The sequence below is a fragment of the Mesobacillus jeotgali genome, from assembly GCF_014856545.2.
GTDB lineage: Bacteria > Bacillota > Bacilli > Bacillales > Cytobacillaceae > Mesobacillus.
In genome coordinates, this window is record NZ_CP109811.1 from 1,868,491 (window position 1) to 1,888,048 (window position 19,558).

The following is a 19,558-nucleotide window of genomic DNA, read 5'->3' on the forward strand; positions in this document are numbered from 1 at the left end:
AGATAGTTGAAAAGTAATTTAAAGAAATGGAAGGAGATTCTTGTGAAAACACGAAAAGTAAACTGAAGAAAATTGTTCCAAAATTAAGTGCTTCTCTAGTTGTTTATCATAAACATAAATACTTTTTGGATTGAAGGGATGCAAGAATGATAACTTTTGGGAAAATGGAACCAGAAATAAACTATACCTGGCGGCCGGGGGTGTATGGAATCATATTGAAGGAAAATGAGAATCTGGTTGCATTAATAGAGACGGATGATGGGCGATATTTCCTTCCTGGCGGTGGCATGGAAGGAAGTGAAAGTCACGTTGAGTGTCTTGTAAGAGAAGGCATTGAAGAAATGGGAAAGCTTCTTGAAATCGGCGAATGGATAGTAAAAGCACAGCGATATTTTTACTCGGAGAAGGATGGTACATATTATCTTGTGGAAGGACACTTTTATTTTGCCAGAATAGCCGGAAATACGGGAGAACCTTTAGAGGCAGACCATAACCTCAAGTGGATCGAAGCGGGAGAAGCAGTAAAGAGATTGTTTCATGAACATCAAAGCTGGGCTGTCCAAAAGGCACTAACAATGATGGAAAATAACGGTTAAAATACCTAATATACAGGCATTATAATAGCAAGAATGGGATTGATAACATGTCTGAATAAGGTATCCTTGTTGGGAAATTTAAATGAACCAAAATACCCCTTTCCTTTCTGACCTGCTTAATGGTAATGTTAGCATAATCACATTCCTCATGATAAATTTGTTTGACCATAGGCATAAATGGGAAAATATTTCTTAGAACAGTAAAATAATGAGGGAGATTATGATTAACAACTTTGAATACCGGATCTTTTACGAAGAACTAAGAAGACTTCATAAAGAATACAAGCGATGTAATGATGCCACTATAAAAAAATCTATAAATATGGACATCAAACTTTTAGAGAATGCGCTGGAAGCAATCTGAAAAAGTAAATTAAGCAGGAGATTTTCTATGAATAAACAATTAACTGATCCAGAATTCCTTACTTTTTGTGAAACCGCTCTGCCAATAGAAGTGGTAGAGAAATTTACCGATAATAATATCCGCGGACTTGAGAATATTGCACTTAGGTCGATTTCAACTCGCAATAAACTCCCGGCAAATGTAGCCAATCTTCTGGTTGCTTATTTTTACAGCCACTTCGGTAATCAAGTATATAATCGTAATGACCTGGCGCGTTTATATGATTACTGGGCATCAAAGGATGTCAGGACAATGGCTCAAGCAGCCGAAATGACCAGTGAAGATATTGAGGCTGTTCTCAATACGTTAAGATGATGTCATAACTTTAAAACAGGCTGAGCTCAGCCTGTTTTTTTTGCTCTTTTTGCGTTCATTCTTATCTTTGTTTTCGGATTGGTGGTAAAGCAACAAAATAGCAAAACAAGAATTAGTGAAGGAATATCACTTGAAATATAGAATAGTACACTAAACTAATAGAAGGTGGGTGTCATTTTTTGCTGGAAAATAGTCTGGTTAGACTTGCGGTAATAGAAGATGGCGAAAAGATTATCGAGTTGCTAAAAAATAACGCAAAGTGGATGCAAGATCATGGAATTAATCAATGGCAATACCTTTTAAACGGAGGGGATGATGAGGAAATCCTGGAAGCCATAAAGCAGAAAAAAACATATATCCTCCTGAATAATGAAAAATTAATTGGTACATTTACACTGTCGACAACCCAAAGTGAATGGGACAAGCATATATTTGGGGAGGACCCTGATGGAGATTCAATGTATCTGCACAGGCTTGCTGTATTGCCCGCATTTATCGGCAAAGGTCTTGGAAAAGAGATATTAAGGTGGATTGAGGATAATGTTTCAACTGACAAAACCTATTTAAAATTAGACTGTGTTGCCGACAACAGCAAACTGAATCAATTCTACTGTGCAAATGGATTTCACTACATCGGTGAAACAGATCAACACAGTAAATTTCAAAAAAAATTTTGACCCTAGTTGGGTCTTTTTTTGTATATACACTTGATATTTCACTTAATGTTAATAAACATGGCAGAGTACCAGCCTGAATAAGGGTTAAAATGGAGTTGCGAAGAAGAGATGTTTTAGCGAGGGATTAGTTTATGGTTATCCAAACAGAATTTTTGGCGGAAATTGTTGATCATCTGCCTGAGGGCATGATTGTAATGGATAAGGATCGGAGTATTCATTATCTTAATGAAAAGGCAGTTCATATGACTGGATGGAAGCTTGGCGAGAAAGTACCCTACTGTACTTATTGCCAGGAAAGAGAGCTGGATGAGGATGAAAATCGCTGTATTTTAACTTCTGATGAACCGATTCCTTTTTTCAACTCCCATCTGGCGGTATATGAAGGACTTGAAGAATTTGAAATGTCTTTAAAGAAGATGATTATATCGGAAGAAGAATTTTATGTACTTAGAATACGGCCGCCTGTACGGAATGAGAATAGCGAGCGGGCACGATTCCATGAGCTGCTTGTTCAAGAAACACTGCTGGCGCAGGAGGCAGAGCGCAAAAGGATAGCCATGGAACTGCATGATCATATAGGACAGAGTGTCTATAGCATTTTTCTTGGCCTTGAGGTAATCAAACAGAATATTAACGAAGAGAAGTATCAAAATCATGTCACCAACATGGTCAATGTTATGGAAAAAACCCTTGAAGATATTAAGCGCCTGACCAAAAGTCTCAGACCTGAAATCGTTTATGATATTGGTTTGGAGAAATCACTTCGTCAAGCTGTAAAGGACTGGAGAAAACTATACCAAATAGACATTTTTTTGGAGATGGAGCTTGATAAGGAGCAAAAACTTGATCCGGAAAAAGAACTTCATCTATTCAGGATTATCCAGGAAAGTATCACAAATTCGGTTCGTCATGGAAAAGCAACCTATTTCTCCATCCATTTAAAAACATTCTATCAATATATATTTTTTCAGTTATTCGATAATGGCAATGGTTTCATTTCCAAAGGATGCAAGACGAAAGGGCTCGGCCTGAAGCATATGTACGAGCGCTGCAAAATACTTGATGGGGATATTAAGTGGGTCAGCAAGGAAGGCGGACCTACACGGGTAGAAGGGTTTGTATCTTTAACAAAAGCGGAGGAGGAGAGGGAAGATGAACCTAATGATCATTGATGACCATGAAATCGTCCGGGATGGATTAAGTATGCTCTTACAGCAATCTTTTTGCATTGACGGAAGGATTTGTGCCTGCGATGGCTATGAAGCAGTTAAAGCTGCAGCGGACTTCCCCGCCGACCTGGTACTGCTGGACCTTTCGATGCCGGGCGGCCTGGATGGAATGACGACATTGGAAAGGCTGCGGAAACTTCTGCCTGATGCCAAAATAGTCATTTTCTCGATGCACGATGATATCGGGTATCAGAAGAAAGCCTACGAGGCCGGGGCCGACGGTTATTTAATCAAGCAGCTGAAGCGGGACGATCTCATCCAATCCCTGGACAAAATTTTAGCGAACCAAAAGGTGTTCGATACCCATGTGTGGGAAGATGATTCGGAAGGTGACCAAATCAATCTCGTTGATCTTCCAATAACGAAGCGAGAAAAAGAGGTATTTATTCTTACTGTAAAAGGATATTCCCAAAAGGATATCGCGGAAAGGCTTGATATATCAGTCAAAACCGTTGAAAACCATCGCCAGAAAATCGGTGAGAAGCTAGGAACGCACAAACGATATGAATGGGTCGAGACTGCATTGAAATATAATGTATTGCAGCCTTAGAAGCAGGACAGATAATGATGTCTTGCTTTTTTATTTCTCTTAATGTGATTAAAATATGTTCTTTCTTGGGGGGAATTGCAGGTGGGATGTCATAATCCATTTGAGAATCTTTTAAAACAATTTCATGTATTAATTGGAAATTATTTCATAAATGCAGTTTTTCTGAGATAATAAAATCAAATATAGGTCGAAAGCAGGTGTCTGAATGGAAGTCCTGGAAGTAAGTCAATTGACTAAGAGGTTCAGAGATTTCGAAGCAGTTAAGAATGTTTCTTTTTCCGTGCAAAAAGGTGAATCATTTGGTCTTTTGGGACCAAATGGGGCAGGAAAGACCACCACGATCCAGATGATATCCGGGTTATTCCCTCCAAGTTCAGGAACCATTGACATAGCAGGCATTGACATGGTCAGGCAGCCAAAGCAGGGGCAAGCGCTTTTAGGCATTGTTCCTCAGGAAATTGCTCTATACCAAACGATGAGTGCGCGGGAAAACCTTACATTCTGGGGAAGAATGTACGGTTTAAGAGGAAACCACTTGCAAAAAAGGATAAATGAAGTACTTGAAATCATCGGTTTGACCGATCGGGCCAGGGAAAAAGTAGAGACTTTTTCTGGCGGTATGAAGAGGAGAGTCAATATCGGTGCTGCGATTTTACATAAACCGGAATTATTGATCATGGATGAACCAACTGTAGGGATCGATCCTCAATCCCGCAGCCATATCCTTGAAACAGTGAAACAATTGAATGCAGAAGGGATGACTGTTATCTATACAAGTCACTATATGGAGGAAGTTGAGTATCTTTGTGAAAAGATCGGCATTATGGATCAGGGAGAATTCATTACATCGGGATCCATTTCCGAGTTGAGGGAGACAATTGGTGATCGTTCACGGATTGTCATGAACTTTTCGAAGGCACTCAACCTTGAAAACATAAAGACGATACTGTCTCCTTCAATACCTGAAAAAGACCTGTCATTGAATCATGATGAGCTGGCCATTTTTCATAAAGAGCCACAAAAAGTGCTAAGTGAATTAATTCAGTCAGTTACGGGAGCGGGTTTTGAAATCACATCCGTAGAAGTCGTGGAACCGAACCTTGAGAGTGTATTTCTCCACCTTACTGGCCGAAGTTTAAGGGATTAAGGAGGTAGTTGAAATGGGTTTTTGGTGGCTGGCACTAAAAGATGCGCTCCTCATGGGCAGAGACCGGAAGGCACTGTTGACGCTTGTCTTTATGCCTATTTTATTGATTGGGATCCTTGGTGCAGCATTTGGCAATATGATGGATGAAGAGGAAGCAGCTTCGATTAAAAAATTCAAGGTCGGTATTGTGAATTATGATGAAGGCGAGCTTGGCAGTGTCTTGTCTCAAGAGGTATTCAAGAAAGGCCTTCCGGAACTCATTTCTGCAAAGGAAATGACCGAGGAGAAGCTGGAAGACAGTTTAAAGGAGCAGGAAATTTCCGTCGGTATCATTATTCCGCGGGATTTTTCCGGCCACATCATTTCGGGTGGGAATTCTGAGGTACGGGTCATCTCCATTCCGTCAGCTTCTATTCAATCATCGATTGTCGAGAATGTCGTGCTTCAATTCACTCAGAGTGCCGCTATAAATGTAATTGCAATGGAGGTCGCTGGCCCAACCAGCTTTGGCAAAGCTCTCCCTGCTATGTCTCAATTGGCGGAAGCTGATTATGCCTTTGTTGAAGAAGCAGCGGCAGAACAGGATCAGAAACCAGTGGGCTCATTCCAGTATTACGCAGCCGGTATGGGTGTCATGTTCTTGCTGATGACGGTTATTACTGGAGTAAGCGCAATGATCGATGAAAAGGAACAAGATGTATTCAATCGTTTGCTTGTTACAAAGCTGTCTAATCAACATTACTTAATAGGCAAGTTTATTGGCTTGCTGTTTATGTCTTCAGTTCAATTTTTCATTATTATTCTTGGGACACATTACCTTTACGATGTTCAATGGGGAGAGTCCATGACTGGGGTTATAATTGTCGGCTTTGCATTTGTTTTTAGTGTCAGCGGGCTGGGGGTACTTCTGGGAGCTCTAGTCAAAAAAGAGAAAACATTCAATGCTGCCGGAATGCTGGCTACTCAAATAATGGCTGCACTTGGAGGGAGCATGGTCCCATTGTATATCTTTCCCGACTGGGTCAATACGGTCGTCAAAGTCCTTCCAAATGCTCTTGCCCTCCAAACATTCCTGGAGCTCATGTCTGGTGCCGGAGTATGGCAAGTACTGATAGAAGCAGGCATTTTAATTGCGATTGGTCTTGTATCCCTTCTAATTGCGTTTGTATCCCTTTTCGCTGGGAGGAGGGCTTTGCATGCGTAAAATTTTATCCATTGCCATTTTACATCTGAAATCATTGTTCAAATCACCTTCAGCGATTGTGATGATGTTCATCATGCCAATTATGTTCAGTCTTATTTTTGGAGGAATTGGCTCAGAAGGGTCTTCACGGGATAAACCGGTTGTGCTGATGGCAGCAAAAGATGATGAATCAAACAGCAGGATTCTCGAGTTACTGTCATCAAATGGCCAGTATACCTGGAGAAATGCGGAGGAAAAGCAAGCCAGAGAATCGGTCGAAAATCAAGAGGCTATTGCAGCGGTGATAATCGCTGAATCGGCATTAGAGAGCCATGATTCCGGTAAGCCTCTTTTTCAAATGGTTGTCCAAAGGAAAACCCAGGAGTATCTTGCATTAAAAAGTTATGTTGAAGGTGTTGGGAGGACTGTTATTCAAACCATTGAAATGTCCCCTGAACAAGATGCATTGGCCTTCAAAGCTATACTAGAAAAAGCAGCAGCGCGAGAACCATTGGAAATCAGCAGTGAAGTCATTCATAAAGAAGAATCAAAGACTGGTTCAGTCGGCATGCTGGCGATCGGCTTTACGATTATGTTCATGATGTTTGGCATATCAGGAGCAGCCTCCACCATTCTTGATGAAAAAATTGGCGGCACATGGCAGCGCCTGCTCACGTCACCAACAACGAAAGTCCAGGTAATGACAGGCTATCTATTTTCATATTTCTTGATGGGGGCAATCCAGTTAATCGTCCTCATGATTGTCATGTACTTAATTTATGGTTCAATGTGGGGCAATTTGTTTTATTTCGTACCATTTGCAGCACTCGTCATCATCACGATTGTCGGCTTTGGCCTGATGATGGCCAGCATCGTAAAATCGAGACAGCAGGCTAGTGCGCTGAGCGCTGTGTTGATTGTCAGTACATGCATGCTCGGAGGTGTTTACTGGCCAATAGAGATTGTGCCGGAATTCATGCAGCAAATAGCCAAGGTAGTGCCCCAAAGTTGGATGATCACAGGATTCCGTGAAATCGTCAGTGGAAGCCTTTATCTCCCTGCACTCCGGAATTCAACACTGGTATTACTAGTATTCAGCTTACTATTTTTTACAATTGGGTTGAGGAAGATGAAATATGATTAAAAAATGCCAGTCCTTATAGGGACTGGTAATTCTTTTTAAGGGGATTCTATCGAAAATTATTTTTTGTCGAGTTATAATAGATATTTAGAATAATAGTCGAAAAAGAGCTGTTTCCAGTGTGCATTGCCCAAATAAGAGTGTGAGCACGGGAAACGGTTAGGTCAGGGCTTCTGCATTGACCGAAAAAGAGTAAGAGAATGGAAAACGGTCAAAGCGGATCCCTTGCAATGACCTTACAATAAAAGCAAAGTGAATTTTGGAGGATAATATGGCTGCATATACCCCTATGATCAAGCAATACCTGCAAGTGAAGGCGGATTACAAGGATGCCTTTTTATTTTTCCGTTTGGGAGATTTTTATGAAATGTTCTTCGAGGATGCATTAAAGGCATCACAGGAACTTGAAATTACACTGACGAGCAGAGAGGGCGGTGGAGAGGAACGGATTCCGATGTGCGGTGTTCCTTACCACTCAGCTCCTAACTATATTGAACAGTTGATTAACAAAGGCTATAAAGTAGCGATTTGTGAACAAACAGAAGATCCCAAGACTGCCAAAGGTGTCGTTAAGCGTGAAGTTGTCCAGCTAATCACTCCGGGAACCGTAATGGAAGGAAGAGGGCTTTTAGAAAAAGAAAATAACTTTATCGCTACTGTTTCGGCTTTTCAGGGAAACATATATGGTTTTGCCTGCAGTGACCTGTCGACAGGAGAAAGCAGGGCTACTTTAATTAACGGCAGTATTGAAGACCTTATTAACGAATTATCGATTTCCGGAGCAAAGGAAGTTGTCATTGAAAGCACGCTTTCACCAGAAGTCCAGAAAAAGCTGAAGGAGCGTTCTATTCTAGCGCTGTCAATAGAGGATAACACTGAAATGAATGAAGCTTTCTCAGTTCTATTTGAGCACCTTGAGAATGAGCAGTTAAAAAGCACAGCTTCAAGATTATTCAATTATTTGTACCGGACGCAGAAGCGCAGCCTTGATCATTTGCAAAAGGTATCTGCCTATCAGGTCCAGCAATATATGAAGATTGATTATTTTTCGAAGCGAAATCTTGAACTGACAGAAACGATACGTTCTACTGCAAAAAAAGGAACACTTCTATGGCTGCTTGATGAGACAATGACTGCCATGGGCGGCAGGATGCTGAAGCAATGGATAAACAGGCCGTTGATTGACAAAGGAGAAATCGGCCGCCGCCAAGAACTGGTCCAGCTTTTTGTCGGACAGTTTTTTGAGCGCCAGGAATTGCGGGAGAAGCTGAAAGAGGTATACGATCTTGAACGTTTGGCCGGCAGGGTTGCTTTTGGCAATTTAAATCCAAGAGACTTGATGCAGCTAAAAAGGTCTTTATTACAGGTGCCATCGCTAAAACATATTTTGGAGAGTCTTCCCCACGAGGAAGCTGCCCATATGGCAGATAGACTTGACCCTTGCGAGGAGGCAGCGGATCTGCTCGAACAGGCCATCGTCGATAATCCTCCGATCTCTGTCAAGGAAGGGAATATCATTCGCGATGGTTACGATCAGCAGCTTGATCAATACCGAGATGCCAGCAGGAATGGAAAAACGTGGATTGCGATGCTGGAGCGGGATGAGCGTGAGAAAACAGGGATAAAATCCTTAAAGGTTGGCTATAACCGAGTGTTTGGCTACTATATTGAAATAACGAAGGCGAACCTGCATCTTCTTCAGGAAGGCCAGTATGAGCGCAAACAGACGCTTTCTAATGCTGAGCGCTTTATCACGCCTGACTGAAGGAAAAGGAAGACTTGATCCTTGCAGCCGAGGAAAAAAGTGTCGAGCTAGAATATCAGCTATTTACCGGAATTCGCGAGACGATAAAAGAATATATTCCTAGATTGCAGGGACTTGCAAGGGCTCTAAGTGAACTTGATGTCATTCTCGGGTTTGCAGAGCTGAGTGAACAGCGTCATTATGTAAGACCTATTTTCTCAGCTGATCGGAAAATTGTCCTGAAGGATGGACGCCATCCAGTTGTCGAAAAGGTGATGGATGCACAGGAATACGTGCCTAACGATTGCTATATGGACAATGACCGTGAAGTCCTGCTGATTACAGGGCCGAATATGTCTGGTAAAAGCACATATATGCGCCAGGTTGCCCTGACAGCTATCATGGCTCAAATAGGCTGTTTTGTCCCGGCCTCCGAGGCGGTCTTGCCGATATTCGACCAGGTTTTCACCAGGATTGGGGCGGCGGATGATCTTGTTTCCGGACAAAGTACTTTCATGGTCGAAATGCTGGAGGCAAAGAACGCAATTACCAATGCGACGAAAGACAGTTTGATCCTTTTTGATGAAATCGGCCGTGGTACCTCAACTTATGACGGCATGGCACTCGCCCAGGCTATGATTGAATATATCCATGATAAGATCAGCGCAAAGACGCTGTTTTCGACACATTATCATGAAATGACTTCACTGGAAAATGAATTGGAAAAGTTGAAGAATGTACATGTCAGTGCAGTTGAACAGAATGGAAAAGTAGTCTTTCTTCATAAAATCAAGGAGGGTGCAGCAGATAAAAGTTACGGAATACATGTTGCCCAGCTGGCAGAATTACCGGCAGATCTGATCGAACGCGCTGCTGAAATCCTGCAAATACTCGAACATACGGATACCCAGGTGTCTACTGAACTTAAAAGTCTGAAGAGCGCAGACTCTGTGCGTGAACCATTGCAAAATGGCCATGAAAAACAAAGCATGCTTCAGGCTGCAGAAACGGCAGCCGCAGCTCAATTATCATTTTTTGATGAAGAGCCCGAACAAAAGAAAGCAAGTGGCTCAAGCAAAAAAGAGAAGCAGATTATTGAACAATTAAACGGACTGGAAATCCTTGATATGACTCCTTTGCAGGCCATGAATATGCTTTACGAGCTGCAAAAAAAGCTGCGAAAGTAATTATAGTTCACAAAAATGCATGAAGAAAATACTAATAGCTGGAGGTGAGACGGAATGGCGAAAATTATTCAACTCGACGATGCTTTATCAAATAAGATTGCTGCTGGTGAGGTAGTTGAACGGCCGGCATCGGTTGTTAAGGAATTATTGGAGAACGCGATTGATGCCAACAGTACCGTGATTGAGATTGATCTCGAGGAAGCAGGACTGGCCAGGATCAGAATCACAGATAATGGAGACGGCATAGAGGAAGATGATGTTCTTGTCGCCTTCCAGCGGCATGCCACGAGCAAGATCAAGAATGAAAACGACTTGTTCCGGATCAGGACTCTCGGGTTCAGGGGCGAGGCGCTGCCGAGTATCGCCTCTGTCTCAAGGCTTGAAATGAAAACATCCACCGGTATCGAAGGCAATAAAGTGGTCATCGAAGGCGGCAAGGTCGAATCAGTAGAGAAAGCCGACAGCCGCAAAGGAACGGATATCAGTATTTCAGACCTGTTTTTTAATACTCCGGCACGCCTTAAATATATGAAGACGATCCATACCGAACTTGGCAATATTACTGATGTCGTCAACCGCCTGGCGCTGGCAAACCCGAATATCTCCTTCAGGCTTATCCATAATGGGCGCCAGCTTTTGAAGACAACAGGAAATGGGGATGTTCGCCAGGTGCTGGCTGCCATTTACGGGATTAATATGGTCAAAGCTATGATCCCAATCTCTGGAGAGTCTCTAGATTATAAGATTAGCGGTTATATTTCAATGCCGGAAATCACCAGGGCATCACGAAATTATATTTCGACGATGATTAATGGCCGTTTTATCAAAAATTATGCTCTTGTTAAAGCAATCCAGGAAGGGTACCATACGCTGCTCCCGATCGGCAGGTATCCAGTTGTCCTGCTGAATATTGAAATGGACCCGCTTTTGATAGATGTGAATGTCCATCCATCCAAGATGGAAGTGCGATTAAGCAAGGAGCAGGAGTTGAATGAGCTCGTCTCGAGCGTCATAAAGAACGCTTTTAAGACGAAGGAATTAATACCGGCTGGGATGGTTAGCCAGAAGCAGGAGAAACCCAAGTCAGAACAAACATTCATGGACCTGGACCATTTGCCTAAAGCTGAAGAAAAGTCTTCAATGATCCAGTCAACCATTGAGCGCAGGCCATTTGTGGAGGAGAAGGCTGTTGAGCTGACCAAAAGCTATAAAGCTGCTGAAGTACAAGAAGCTTCACAGCAGGAAGCTCCTGACTGGAGAAATGCCTTGGTAGCTCAAGAGAATCCAGCACTTTCATTTGCTGCACCTGATGAAAACGAAATTGTTCAAGAAGATGGAATGACAGAACCGGCTGCCTCAACAGCAGCTTCCGAACAGCCTGCTGAAGTGCAGGCTTCCCGTGTCCCTCCTCTTTATCCAATTGGGCAAATGCACGGTACTTATATTCTCGCTCAAAACGACCGCGGATTATATATAATTGACCAGCATGCTGCCCAGGAGAGAATCAAGTATGAGTATTTCAGGGACAAGGTAGGCGAGGTAGCGACCGAGCTTCAGGAAATGCTCATGCCAATAACACTTGAGTACTCAGCCGATGAGTGCATAAAAATCAATGAGCACCAACATGAGCTGGAAAAAGTGGGAGTCTTCCTTGAGCCATTCGGCTACAACAGCTTCATCGTCCGCTCACACCCGCAGTGGTTCCCTCCCGGTGAGGAAAAAGAGCTGATTGAAGACATGATTGAACAACTCTTGATGATGAAAAAAGTGGATATTAAAAAGCTTAGGGAAGAAGCAGCCATCATGATGAGCTGCAAGGCATCCATCAAAGCAAATCATCACCTGCGCAACGACGAGATCCAGGCATTGCTGGATGAATTGCGGCGTTCGTCCGACCCGTTTACATGTCCTCATGGCCGGCCAATCATCGTTCATTACTCCACATATGAAATGGAGAAAATGTTTAAAAGGGTAATGTGATTCAAAAGAAACAGTGTTTCCAATTGGGAGCACTGTTTTTTATGTAAGAAAATTTTACTTCAGTTGGATAAAAATCCTTTAATTCCTCTTCCTTGTGGTGTAAAATTACACTAATAGGAAAATTATAAAATCACCAAATTAGTTATTGGCTCTTATACTTTTAAAAGGGGGCGATAGATTGTTTGTCATTTCATTATTAATCTTCATCTTACCAGTCGTTATATTGATTTTTGCAGTGGCATTTGCAGTGAAAAATAAAGAGCAAGGGGGAGAGAAAGTGGTCAGACATTTATATACCTATCTCGTATTGTTTGCTACATTGATGATGGTCATTGGGGGAGGCGTTTCGATCTTCATGGCGACGGCGGATCTTGTCAGCCCAACTGGATACTATCAAAGTTTTACAGAATATAAGCAAAATATGACCATTGGCAAAATTGAAAATTCCAAAACAGAACTGACTGAGGAAGAACTCCGCAGCAACTATGATTTGTATGTAACAGAAGAAAAGGCGAGGCAAAAAGACAGGGCAGTCAATCAAATTATCAAAAGCCTGGGCTTTATCGTCATTCCTTTGCCGGTTTTCCTGTATTTTAATAGGCTGAGGAAACAATATAAAGAGTGAATAGGAAGGCACTGTTCATCTGAACAGTGCCTGTTTAAATTATATAAGAGGAAAATATCCCATCATACACGAATACTTTATGAATGAAGAAAGGAAGTGAATTTGAATGTTTAAACGACCAAAGTTGGAAGAATTCCCTGCCTATACACGGAATTATATTAAACTGGTTCCTGAAGGAGACATCGTCGATATTCTTACTGAACAGCTGGATACTACATATAATCTATTATCCCAAGTAACCGAAGATCAGGCCGACTACCGCTATGAGGATGGGAAATGGTCTTTGTCTGAGGTGCTTGGACATCTCACAGATACTGAAAGAATCATGGCCTACAGAATCCTTCGCATTGCAAGAGGCGACCAGAACCCTCTCGTGGGGTTCGATGAGAATGAATTTGTTAAGAAAGCTTCCTTTTACGAGCGCCCTATGACTGATCTTTTGGAAGACTATCAGAATGTTAGAACAGCAACGACTAGTTTGTTAAAAGGCCTGCCACAACACTCGTTAAAATACCGGAGCAATGCGAATGGATTCGAAGTTACGGTGGAAACAGTTGCTTATATGGTCGCTGGGCATGAACGTCATCATCTGAAAATTATTGAAGAGAAGTATTTATAGAAAAGTGGGATTTATATGACTGAAGGAGTTGGGAAACTCAAAAGGCCATATAAAGGTTCAATGATAGAATGAATGCTTTGAAATGTAAACGAAAAGACCGCAAAATCATTGCGGTCTTTTCGTTCTTTTGCTTTATTTTACAGCGGGCTGCAGTTTATGGATGTACTGCAACGCTTTACCTGTACCGATTGCAACGGATTCCAGCGGGTTTGGAGCGATGTGTACTGGAACGACCATCTCGCTTCCAAGCCAATCCTGCATTCCATTCAACAAAGCACCGCCGCCAGAAAGGATCACGCCGCGATCGACAATATCACCGCTAAGTTCTGCAGGGCAGTCCTCAAGCGTAGCCCGTATCGCTTCCATGATATGAAGCAGGGATTCTTTTAATGTTTCCCTGATCTCATAAGAGTTTAGAGTAACGGTCTTTGGCAGGCCAGTTACTAAGTCACGTCCACGTATTTCCATTTCCATCATTTCGTGGTCAACAAGGGCGTAGCCAATCTCCATTTTGATTTTTTCAGCTGTTCTTTCACCAATGAGGACATTGTATTCTTTTCGTACATATTGAACAATGTCTTCGTCCATTCTGTCCCCAGCGATGCGAATGGAATGGCAGGCAACGACTCCGCCGTATGAAATGATTGCAACTTCTGTAGTGCCGCCGCCGATATCAACAACTACGTTCGCTACCGGCTCATCAACAGGGAGTCCTGCCCCGATTGCAGCTGCAACTGGTTCCTCTATGAGATGAACCTTCTTTGCACCGGCATTTCTGACTGCATCCTGAATCGCACGTCGTTCGACGCTCGTTGAACCAGAAGGTGTGCAGACGACAACATCCGGTTTACGGAGAGCAAATCCTCCTGTTTTTGAAGCTTTCTTCATGATTTGTTTTAGCATTTCAGTTGTTACGTCAAAATCAGCAATGACTCCATCTTTTAAAGGACGGATTGCTACGATCTTTCCAGGTGTCTTTCCGATCATTTCCTTTGCTTCCTTGCCGACCGCAAGAACATTTTTTGTCTCTGTATCGATCGCCACTACTGAAGGTTCGTTCAAAGCGACTCCTTTATTTTTACTATATACAAGTGTGTTGGCTGTACCTAAATCAATTCCTATTTCTGTAGTTGATAACATAGTGTGTTCACCCAGTTCCCTAAAAATTATTAACCATCATAGACTTCTATTAAACTATCATGAATGTGGGGGTGAAAGGTTGTTTGTTACTGAAACGTTATCTAACTGTAAAAGTTGAGGAAAATTTTTTCAAAAGATGATATAAGAGAATAACATTTGTAAAATTCGGGTATAATGCATAGATGTTCAACTGCTTTCTATTTAATGGTAAGATAAATTTATGATGTCAGAGATGAAATGACTGACACCCTCTATGAAAAGGCAGTGTGAAATTTTTTGGAACAAAAACAGAAATTGATTGTGTTAATCGGGCCGACTGCAGTTGGCAAAACAAAGCTGAGCATTGAGCTTGCGAAAAAGTTCAACGGTGAAATCATTAGCGGTGATTCCATGCAAATATACAAAGGGATGGATATCGGCACCGCGAAAATCACCAAGGAAGAAATGGAAGGGATCCCCCATCATTTAATTGATATCAAGAAACCTGAAGAAAGCTTCTCAACCGCTGAATTCCAGGAGCTTGTCCGCAAGAAAATCGATGAAATCAGTTCTCGCGGGAGGATGCCAATGATTGTCGGCGGTACGGGATTATACATCCAGTCAGTGATCTTTGATTATCATTTCACGGATACACCCTCAGACCCCACATTCAGGCGCAGTTTGGAGCAAGCAGTAGAGGAAAACGGTCAGGAATTTTTACATGGAAAATTGAAGGATGCGGACCCCGTAAGCGCATCACGTATACATCCTAATAATGTCCGGCGTGTCATCAGGGCGCTGGAGATTATCCACTGCACGGGCAAAACAGCTGGAGAACTGCAGGAGAACCAATCACCGGAACTTCTGTATGATACAGCACTAATCGGCCTGACAATGGACAGGGAGATGCTATACAATAGAATCAATTACCGTGTCGACCTAATGATGAAGCAGGGGCTCCTTGATGAGGTCCAATACTTTTATGAAAAGGGCTTAAGGGAATGCCAGTCCATCCAGGCGATTGGATACAAAGAGCTTTACGACTACTTTGACGGCAAGGTTTCATTAGCGCTGGCAATCGAGAATTTAAAACAAAATTCCCGCCGATATGCAAAAAGGCAGCTAACATGGTTTCGAAACAAGATGAATGTGGAATGGTTTGATATGTCAGAGTCAAAAGACGCTGAAAAAAAATTCGCTGAAATTTCGAAGTTCATTGAAGGAAAGCTCAAGATAAAAGCGAATACATAATAATAGAGATAAAAGAGGAGGATCCGCCCATGAAACAAGTGAACATTCAGGACCAGTATTTAAACCAGCTCCGCAAGGACAATATCAATGTGACCGTCTTCTTATTGAACGGATTTCAATTGAGAGGCCAGATTAAAGGTTTTGATAACTTTACCGTGCTTTTCGAATCAGAAGGAAAACAGCAGCTTGTTTATAAGCACGCTATCTCAACATTCGCACCGCAAAAGAATGTCCAGATCGATTTCGATGCTCAGGCTTAATTAAATAACGAGTAAGAAAACCCGCCTTGTGCGGGTTTTTTCTTTTATTTGGTTTTCTTGGAACCAGCTGCTTGAGTCAAAAATACCCTTATCCAGGAAGAACCGGCCCCATAAGGGTACAATAACATCCGAAATCATCGATATTTATTTTGAAAATGAATTTCCACCTTCCTGAATACATATAAATATAGAAGTTTATTTCTTGGGAAACCGCATAATGTGACAATAGCAAAAATATGCTGCTAGAACTTGTCGAATAAATCGAGGCCTCCCCAAAAAGGGTATTATTTTATTATGATATATATGTTTTGTACACCATATAGGCGGATATCACAAATACAACTATGATGCGTATACTGTTTCCAGAATGAGAGGTGAAATCTTTGGACCAACCGCTTCGTAAGAAAAACAACGGTCAAATCAGTATTGTATTGAACGCACAGCAAAGGAAGACGTTGACAAAGGAATTGCCTGAGTCGCAGCTGGTTCCAAAGTCAATCCCGCAGGAGCATGCAGCTTTGAAGGAAATTGAGGAAGAGCTCGGGGCACTTGTTGGCATGGAAGAAATGAAAAGGATGATTAAAGAGATTTATGCCTGGATCTATGTGAACAAAAAACGGGAAGAAATGGGACTGAAAGCTGGAAAACAGGCTCTTCACATGATGTTCAAGGGCAATCCGGGAACGGGAAAGACAACGGTCGCCAGGATTATCGGAAAGCTTTTCCTTAAGATGAATGTCCTTTCGAAAGGGCATCTAATCGAAGCAGAAAGAGCTGACCTTGTTGGTGAGTATATCGGGCATACCGCGCAAAAAACGCGCGATTTGATAAAAAAGGCAATGGGAGGCATCCTGTTCATTGATGAAGCCTATTCCCTCGGCCGAGGCGGAGAAAAGGATTTCGGCAAGGAAGCGATTGATACCCTTGTTAAACATATGGAGGATAAACAGCATGAATTCATCTTGATCCTTGCCGGATATTCGAGAGAAATGGAATTTTTCCTTACACTTAACCCGGGACTTCATTCAAGGTTTCCGCTCGTAATCGATTTTCCCGACTATTCAATAGACCAGCTTATGGATATAGGACAGCGTATGCTGAAGGAAAGGGAATATAGTCTGAGTCACGAGGCAGAACGGAAATTGCGGGAGCACCTTGTAAATGTAAAATCAACACTTGGGGCAGCGGCATTTTCGAACGGTCGCTATGTTCGAAACGTGATTGAAAAATCAATCCGGGCACAGGCAATGCGGCTGTTAATGCAGAATCAGTATGACCGACATGAACTGATGACCCTACGAAGCAATGACCTTGTTTTTACAGATGATAACAGGGGGAAATAATGTCAGCATCTTTGTTGACATTATTTTTTTGGTTTGATAATATACCCATATAGGTATAATTCGTAGTCATTGGGGGATATTAAGATGAACGAAATTATAGTTTACACAACAAATACTTGTCCTTACTGCACAATGCTGAAAAATTTCCTGGATGATAAAGGTTTGGCTTACAAAGAAGTGAACGTACAGCAAGACCCGATTGCGGCACAAAGATTGGTCAACGCAACAGGACAAATGGGTGTGCCACAGTCAAATGTAAACGGGAAATGGGTATTAGGCTTCGATCCAAATTCAATCATGTCATTCTTAAATTAGTTACAGAGGATTCCAGTTTTCCTGGGATCCTTTTTTATTTTTAAGGAGTCAACGATTGCATATCGATTTTAAGTTTAAAGGAAGTAAATAAAGGGTAAAGATTGGGGTTTCCTTAAAGTTTTTTGGGAAAACTAATCTTTATCGTAAAAATGAGTGCTTAACTTATATAGAGAAAAAAGGAGCTAACAATTATGGGGTATGAGTATAATCATGAGATTGCAGGTTATGATTTTGGCTGGGATGTAAAATCCGGAAAGTTTACGTTCGAGGGTCAGGATGCAGTGCTGTTTTGGATTTCTTCAGCAATGAAAACCTTTTTTGATACGATCGAAGAGATTTCTGGAGAAGAGGCATCCAACCTGGTTTTTGAAACAACTGGGTTTCGCCAGGGACTTGTGGTTGGCCAATATTTTGAAAAAATGAAAGAGGTAAGCGTATCTGAAGCTGCTGATATGATCACAAGTACATATGCAACCGCCGGATGGGGGTTGACTATTATCAAGGATTTGGATTTTGAAACGAAAACATTTACAGCCTTTATGAAGGACAGCTGGGAGCATAAAGTGAATATTGCCCAGGGAAAAAAAGTGGGAGGAAGATTCTTGCCCGCTCATTATGCTGGAGTTTTTTCCGGACTATTCGGTACAAATATCTGGTATGAAATCAAACAGCATCAGTTAGAAGGGCACGAATACAGTGTGATTGAGTATTTCCCTTCAGATGTCACAATCGCTGATAATATTCATCAGCTGGCACGAAAGAAAGAATCAGAACAAATCAGGAAACTCGAAGGCCTTGTTGAAGAAAAGACTGCTGTATTAAAGGAGCTGGTCAATAAGCTTTCCTCTCCGATTATCCCGGTTCTTGAGGGAGTCGTCGTCGTCCCACTGATCGGAAAATATGAAGAAGACAGGGCAGATCAGCTGATTGTAAACACCCTGAATCGACTGCCATCCTATAAAGCAAGCTATCTCGTCCTGGATTTGACAGGTATGGACCAGGAAATCGGACCGCATGCAGTCAGTCTGATTGAGAAAATTGGGTCTGCAGCTAGGCTTATTGGTACGAAAACCATTCTGGTCGGGATTTCATCCACACTTGGGATTGAAATAACCCAGTCCAACATCAATCTCTCGAAATTTGATTGCTTCCAGACATTGCAGCATGGCATCCACTACGCTATCGGGCAGATGGGAAGGAAGATTATATAGTTAGAAAAAAAGCAGAGCTGATTCATGTTGAATCAGCTCTGCTTTCTAGTGTACTCCCAGCTTCCGGACTGGCAAATGCCATTTGTAGGTGTATGACAGTACGCGGAGTGCCGTGATGACTGCAAAAAGTCCATAGAGTTCGACAGCTTTATCAGCCATTCCGAGGCCGATGACTAGTCCGGCAAGAACAGCCCAGACGGCATATATTTCCGCCTTCAATACTAATGGTTTTCTGCCGGCGAGCAGATCACGGATGATTCCGCCGCCGCTTCCAGTCAATACAGCAGCTACGATGACGGCGCTTAAAGGATGCCCCATATTTGATGCGTAGATCGCGCCTTGGATCGCAAAAGCTGCAAGCCCGATGGCATCGAAAAAGTTGCCCCATCGCTGCCAGTGTTTTAATAGATTACTAGGAAATAAAAAAACGATGGTAATTGACAACAAGGCCAAATTGAAAAATAGCCCCTGTTCCCATAGTGCTGATACTGGTACCCCGATTAATAGGTTGCGGATTGCACCGCCGCCAAATGCCGTTACGATTCCTAATATATAAACTCCGAAGATATCATATTCTTCTTCCATTGCGATGATTGCACCGCTGATCGCGAATGCTACTGTTCCAATCATGCTGAGTACTTCCCATGTCATCATGTTTTTCTC

The 19,558-nt window shown here is 42.2% G+C and carries 19 protein-coding genes and 1 pseudogene; 18 read left to right on the forward strand and 2 right to left on the reverse strand.

Going from position 1 to position 19,558, the window contains the following annotated elements:
• The first annotated feature begins 146 nt into the window (after positions 1 to 146).
• The 13 genes and pseudogenes from FOF60_RS09210 to FOF60_RS09270 all read left to right on the forward strand — a co-directional run bounded on the left by FOF60_RS09210 (position 147) and on the right by FOF60_RS09270 (position 13,396).
• Positions 147 to 596, forward strand: a complete 450-nt coding sequence (locus tag FOF60_RS09210) for an NUDIX domain-containing protein (protein ID WP_192473340.1) — start codon at positions 147 to 149, stop codon at positions 594 to 596.
• 220 nt (positions 597 to 816) lie between these two features.
• Positions 817 to 960, forward strand: coding sequence for a hypothetical protein (locus tag FOF60_RS09215; protein WP_192473339.1), 144 nt, complete (start codon positions 817 to 819; stop codon positions 958 to 960).
• Positions 961 to 987: 27 nt separating this feature from the next.
• The gene (locus FOF60_RS09220; RefSeq protein ID WP_192473338.1) at positions 988 to 1,314 is read left to right on the forward strand and encodes a hypothetical protein; all 327 of its coding nucleotides are present in this window, start codon (positions 988 to 990) and stop codon (positions 1,312 to 1,314) included.
• A gap of 179 nt (positions 1,315 to 1,493) precedes the next feature.
• Positions 1,494 to 1,991 carry a GNAT family N-acetyltransferase gene (locus FOF60_RS09225; RefSeq protein ID WP_413632851.1) on the forward strand — a complete coding sequence of 166 codons (498 nt, stop codon included), beginning with the start codon at positions 1,494 to 1,496 and terminating at the stop codon, positions 1,989 to 1,991.
• A 131-nt stretch (positions 1,992 to 2,122) separates the two neighbouring features.
• A complete protein-coding gene (locus FOF60_RS09230; protein WP_192473337.1) occupies positions 2,123 to 3,163 on the forward strand; it encodes a sensor histidine kinase in 1,041 nt (346 codons plus the stop codon).
• A complete protein-coding gene (locus tag FOF60_RS09235) occupies positions 3,144 to 3,770 on the forward strand; it encodes a response regulator transcription factor (protein ID WP_192473336.1) in 627 nt (208 codons plus the stop codon). The genes FOF60_RS09230 and FOF60_RS09235 overlap by 20 nt, the downstream gene beginning before the upstream one ends.
• 205 nt (positions 3,771 to 3,975) lie before the next feature.
• Positions 3,976 to 4,917, forward strand: coding sequence for an ABC transporter ATP-binding protein (locus tag FOF60_RS09240; RefSeq protein ID WP_192473335.1), 942 nt, complete (start codon positions 3,976 to 3,978; stop codon positions 4,915 to 4,917).
• 13 nt (positions 4,918 to 4,930) lie between these two features.
• A complete protein-coding gene (locus FOF60_RS09245; protein WP_192473334.1) occupies positions 4,931 to 6,121 on the forward strand; it encodes an ABC transporter permease in 1,191 nt (396 codons plus the stop codon).
• On the forward strand, positions 6,114 to 7,244 hold the full coding sequence (locus tag FOF60_RS09250; RefSeq protein WP_192473333.1) for an ABC transporter permease: 1,131 nt from the start codon (positions 6,114 to 6,116) through the stop codon (positions 7,242 to 7,244). The genes FOF60_RS09245 and FOF60_RS09250 overlap by 8 nt, the downstream gene beginning before the upstream one ends.
• Before the next feature lie 268 nt (positions 7,245 to 7,512).
• Positions 7,513 to 10,172: pseudogene (mutS, locus tag FOF60_RS09255) on the forward strand (DNA mismatch repair protein MutS).
• A 54-nt stretch (positions 10,173 to 10,226) separates the two neighbouring features.
• Complete coding sequence (gene mutL / locus FOF60_RS09260; RefSeq protein ID WP_192473331.1) at positions 10,227 to 12,152, forward strand: DNA mismatch repair endonuclease MutL; 1,926 nt, start codon at positions 10,227 to 10,229, stop codon at positions 12,150 to 12,152.
• 178 nt (positions 12,153 to 12,330) lie between these two features.
• Positions 12,331 to 12,777: a hypothetical protein gene (locus FOF60_RS09265; RefSeq protein WP_192473330.1), complete on the forward strand. Its 447-nt coding sequence runs from the start codon at positions 12,331 to 12,333 to the stop codon at positions 12,775 to 12,777.
• 106 nt (positions 12,778 to 12,883) lie between these two features.
• Complete coding sequence (locus FOF60_RS09270) at positions 12,884 to 13,396, forward strand: DinB family protein (RefSeq protein ID WP_192473329.1); 513 nt, start codon at positions 12,884 to 12,886, stop codon at positions 13,394 to 13,396.
• Positions 13,397 to 13,528: 132 nt separating this feature from the next.
• On the opposite strand, the gene mreBH is transcribed toward FOF60_RS09270, so the two are convergent.
• Positions 13,529 to 14,536, reverse strand: coding sequence for a rod-share determining protein MreBH (gene mreBH / locus FOF60_RS09275; RefSeq protein WP_192473328.1), 1,008 nt, complete (start codon positions 14,534 to 14,536; stop codon positions 13,529 to 13,531).
• A 276-nt stretch (positions 14,537 to 14,812) separates the two neighbouring features.
• Here mreBH and miaA point away from each other — a divergent pair, with 276 nt between their 5' ends.
• The 5 genes from miaA (at position 14,813) to FOF60_RS09300 (ending at position 18,895) form a co-directional block, all read left to right on the forward strand.
• The gene (gene miaA / locus FOF60_RS09280; RefSeq protein WP_192473327.1) at positions 14,813 to 15,766 is read left to right on the forward strand and encodes a tRNA (adenosine(37)-N6)-dimethylallyltransferase MiaA; all 954 of its coding nucleotides are present in this window, start codon (positions 14,813 to 14,815) and stop codon (positions 15,764 to 15,766) included.
• 29 nt (positions 15,767 to 15,795) lie between these two features.
• Positions 15,796 to 16,026, forward strand: a complete 231-nt coding sequence (gene hfq, locus FOF60_RS09285; protein ID WP_192473326.1) for an RNA chaperone Hfq — start codon at positions 15,796 to 15,798, stop codon at positions 16,024 to 16,026.
• Between the two features lie 383 nt (positions 16,027 to 16,409).
• The gene (gene spoVK, locus FOF60_RS09290) at positions 16,410 to 17,369 is read left to right on the forward strand and encodes a stage V sporulation protein K (protein WP_192473325.1); all 960 of its coding nucleotides are present in this window, start codon (positions 16,410 to 16,412) and stop codon (positions 17,367 to 17,369) included.
• Positions 17,370 to 17,453: 84 nt separating this feature from the next.
• Positions 17,454 to 17,684 (forward strand): glutaredoxin family protein, encoded by a 231-nt coding sequence (locus FOF60_RS09295; protein ID WP_192473324.1) that lies wholly within the window; start codon positions 17,454 to 17,456, stop codon positions 17,682 to 17,684.
• Positions 17,685 to 17,875: 191 nt separating this feature from the next.
• A complete protein-coding gene (locus tag FOF60_RS09300; RefSeq protein WP_192473323.1) occupies positions 17,876 to 18,895 on the forward strand; it encodes an STAS domain-containing protein in 1,020 nt (339 codons plus the stop codon).
• A 45-nt stretch (positions 18,896 to 18,940) separates the two neighbouring features.
• On the opposite strand, the gene FOF60_RS09305 is transcribed toward FOF60_RS09300, so the two are convergent.
• On the reverse strand, positions 18,941 to 19,546 hold the full coding sequence (locus FOF60_RS09305) for a trimeric intracellular cation channel family protein (protein WP_192473344.1): 606 nt from the start codon (positions 19,544 to 19,546) through the stop codon (positions 18,941 to 18,943).
• Positions 19,547 to 19,558: the final 12 nt, after the last annotated feature.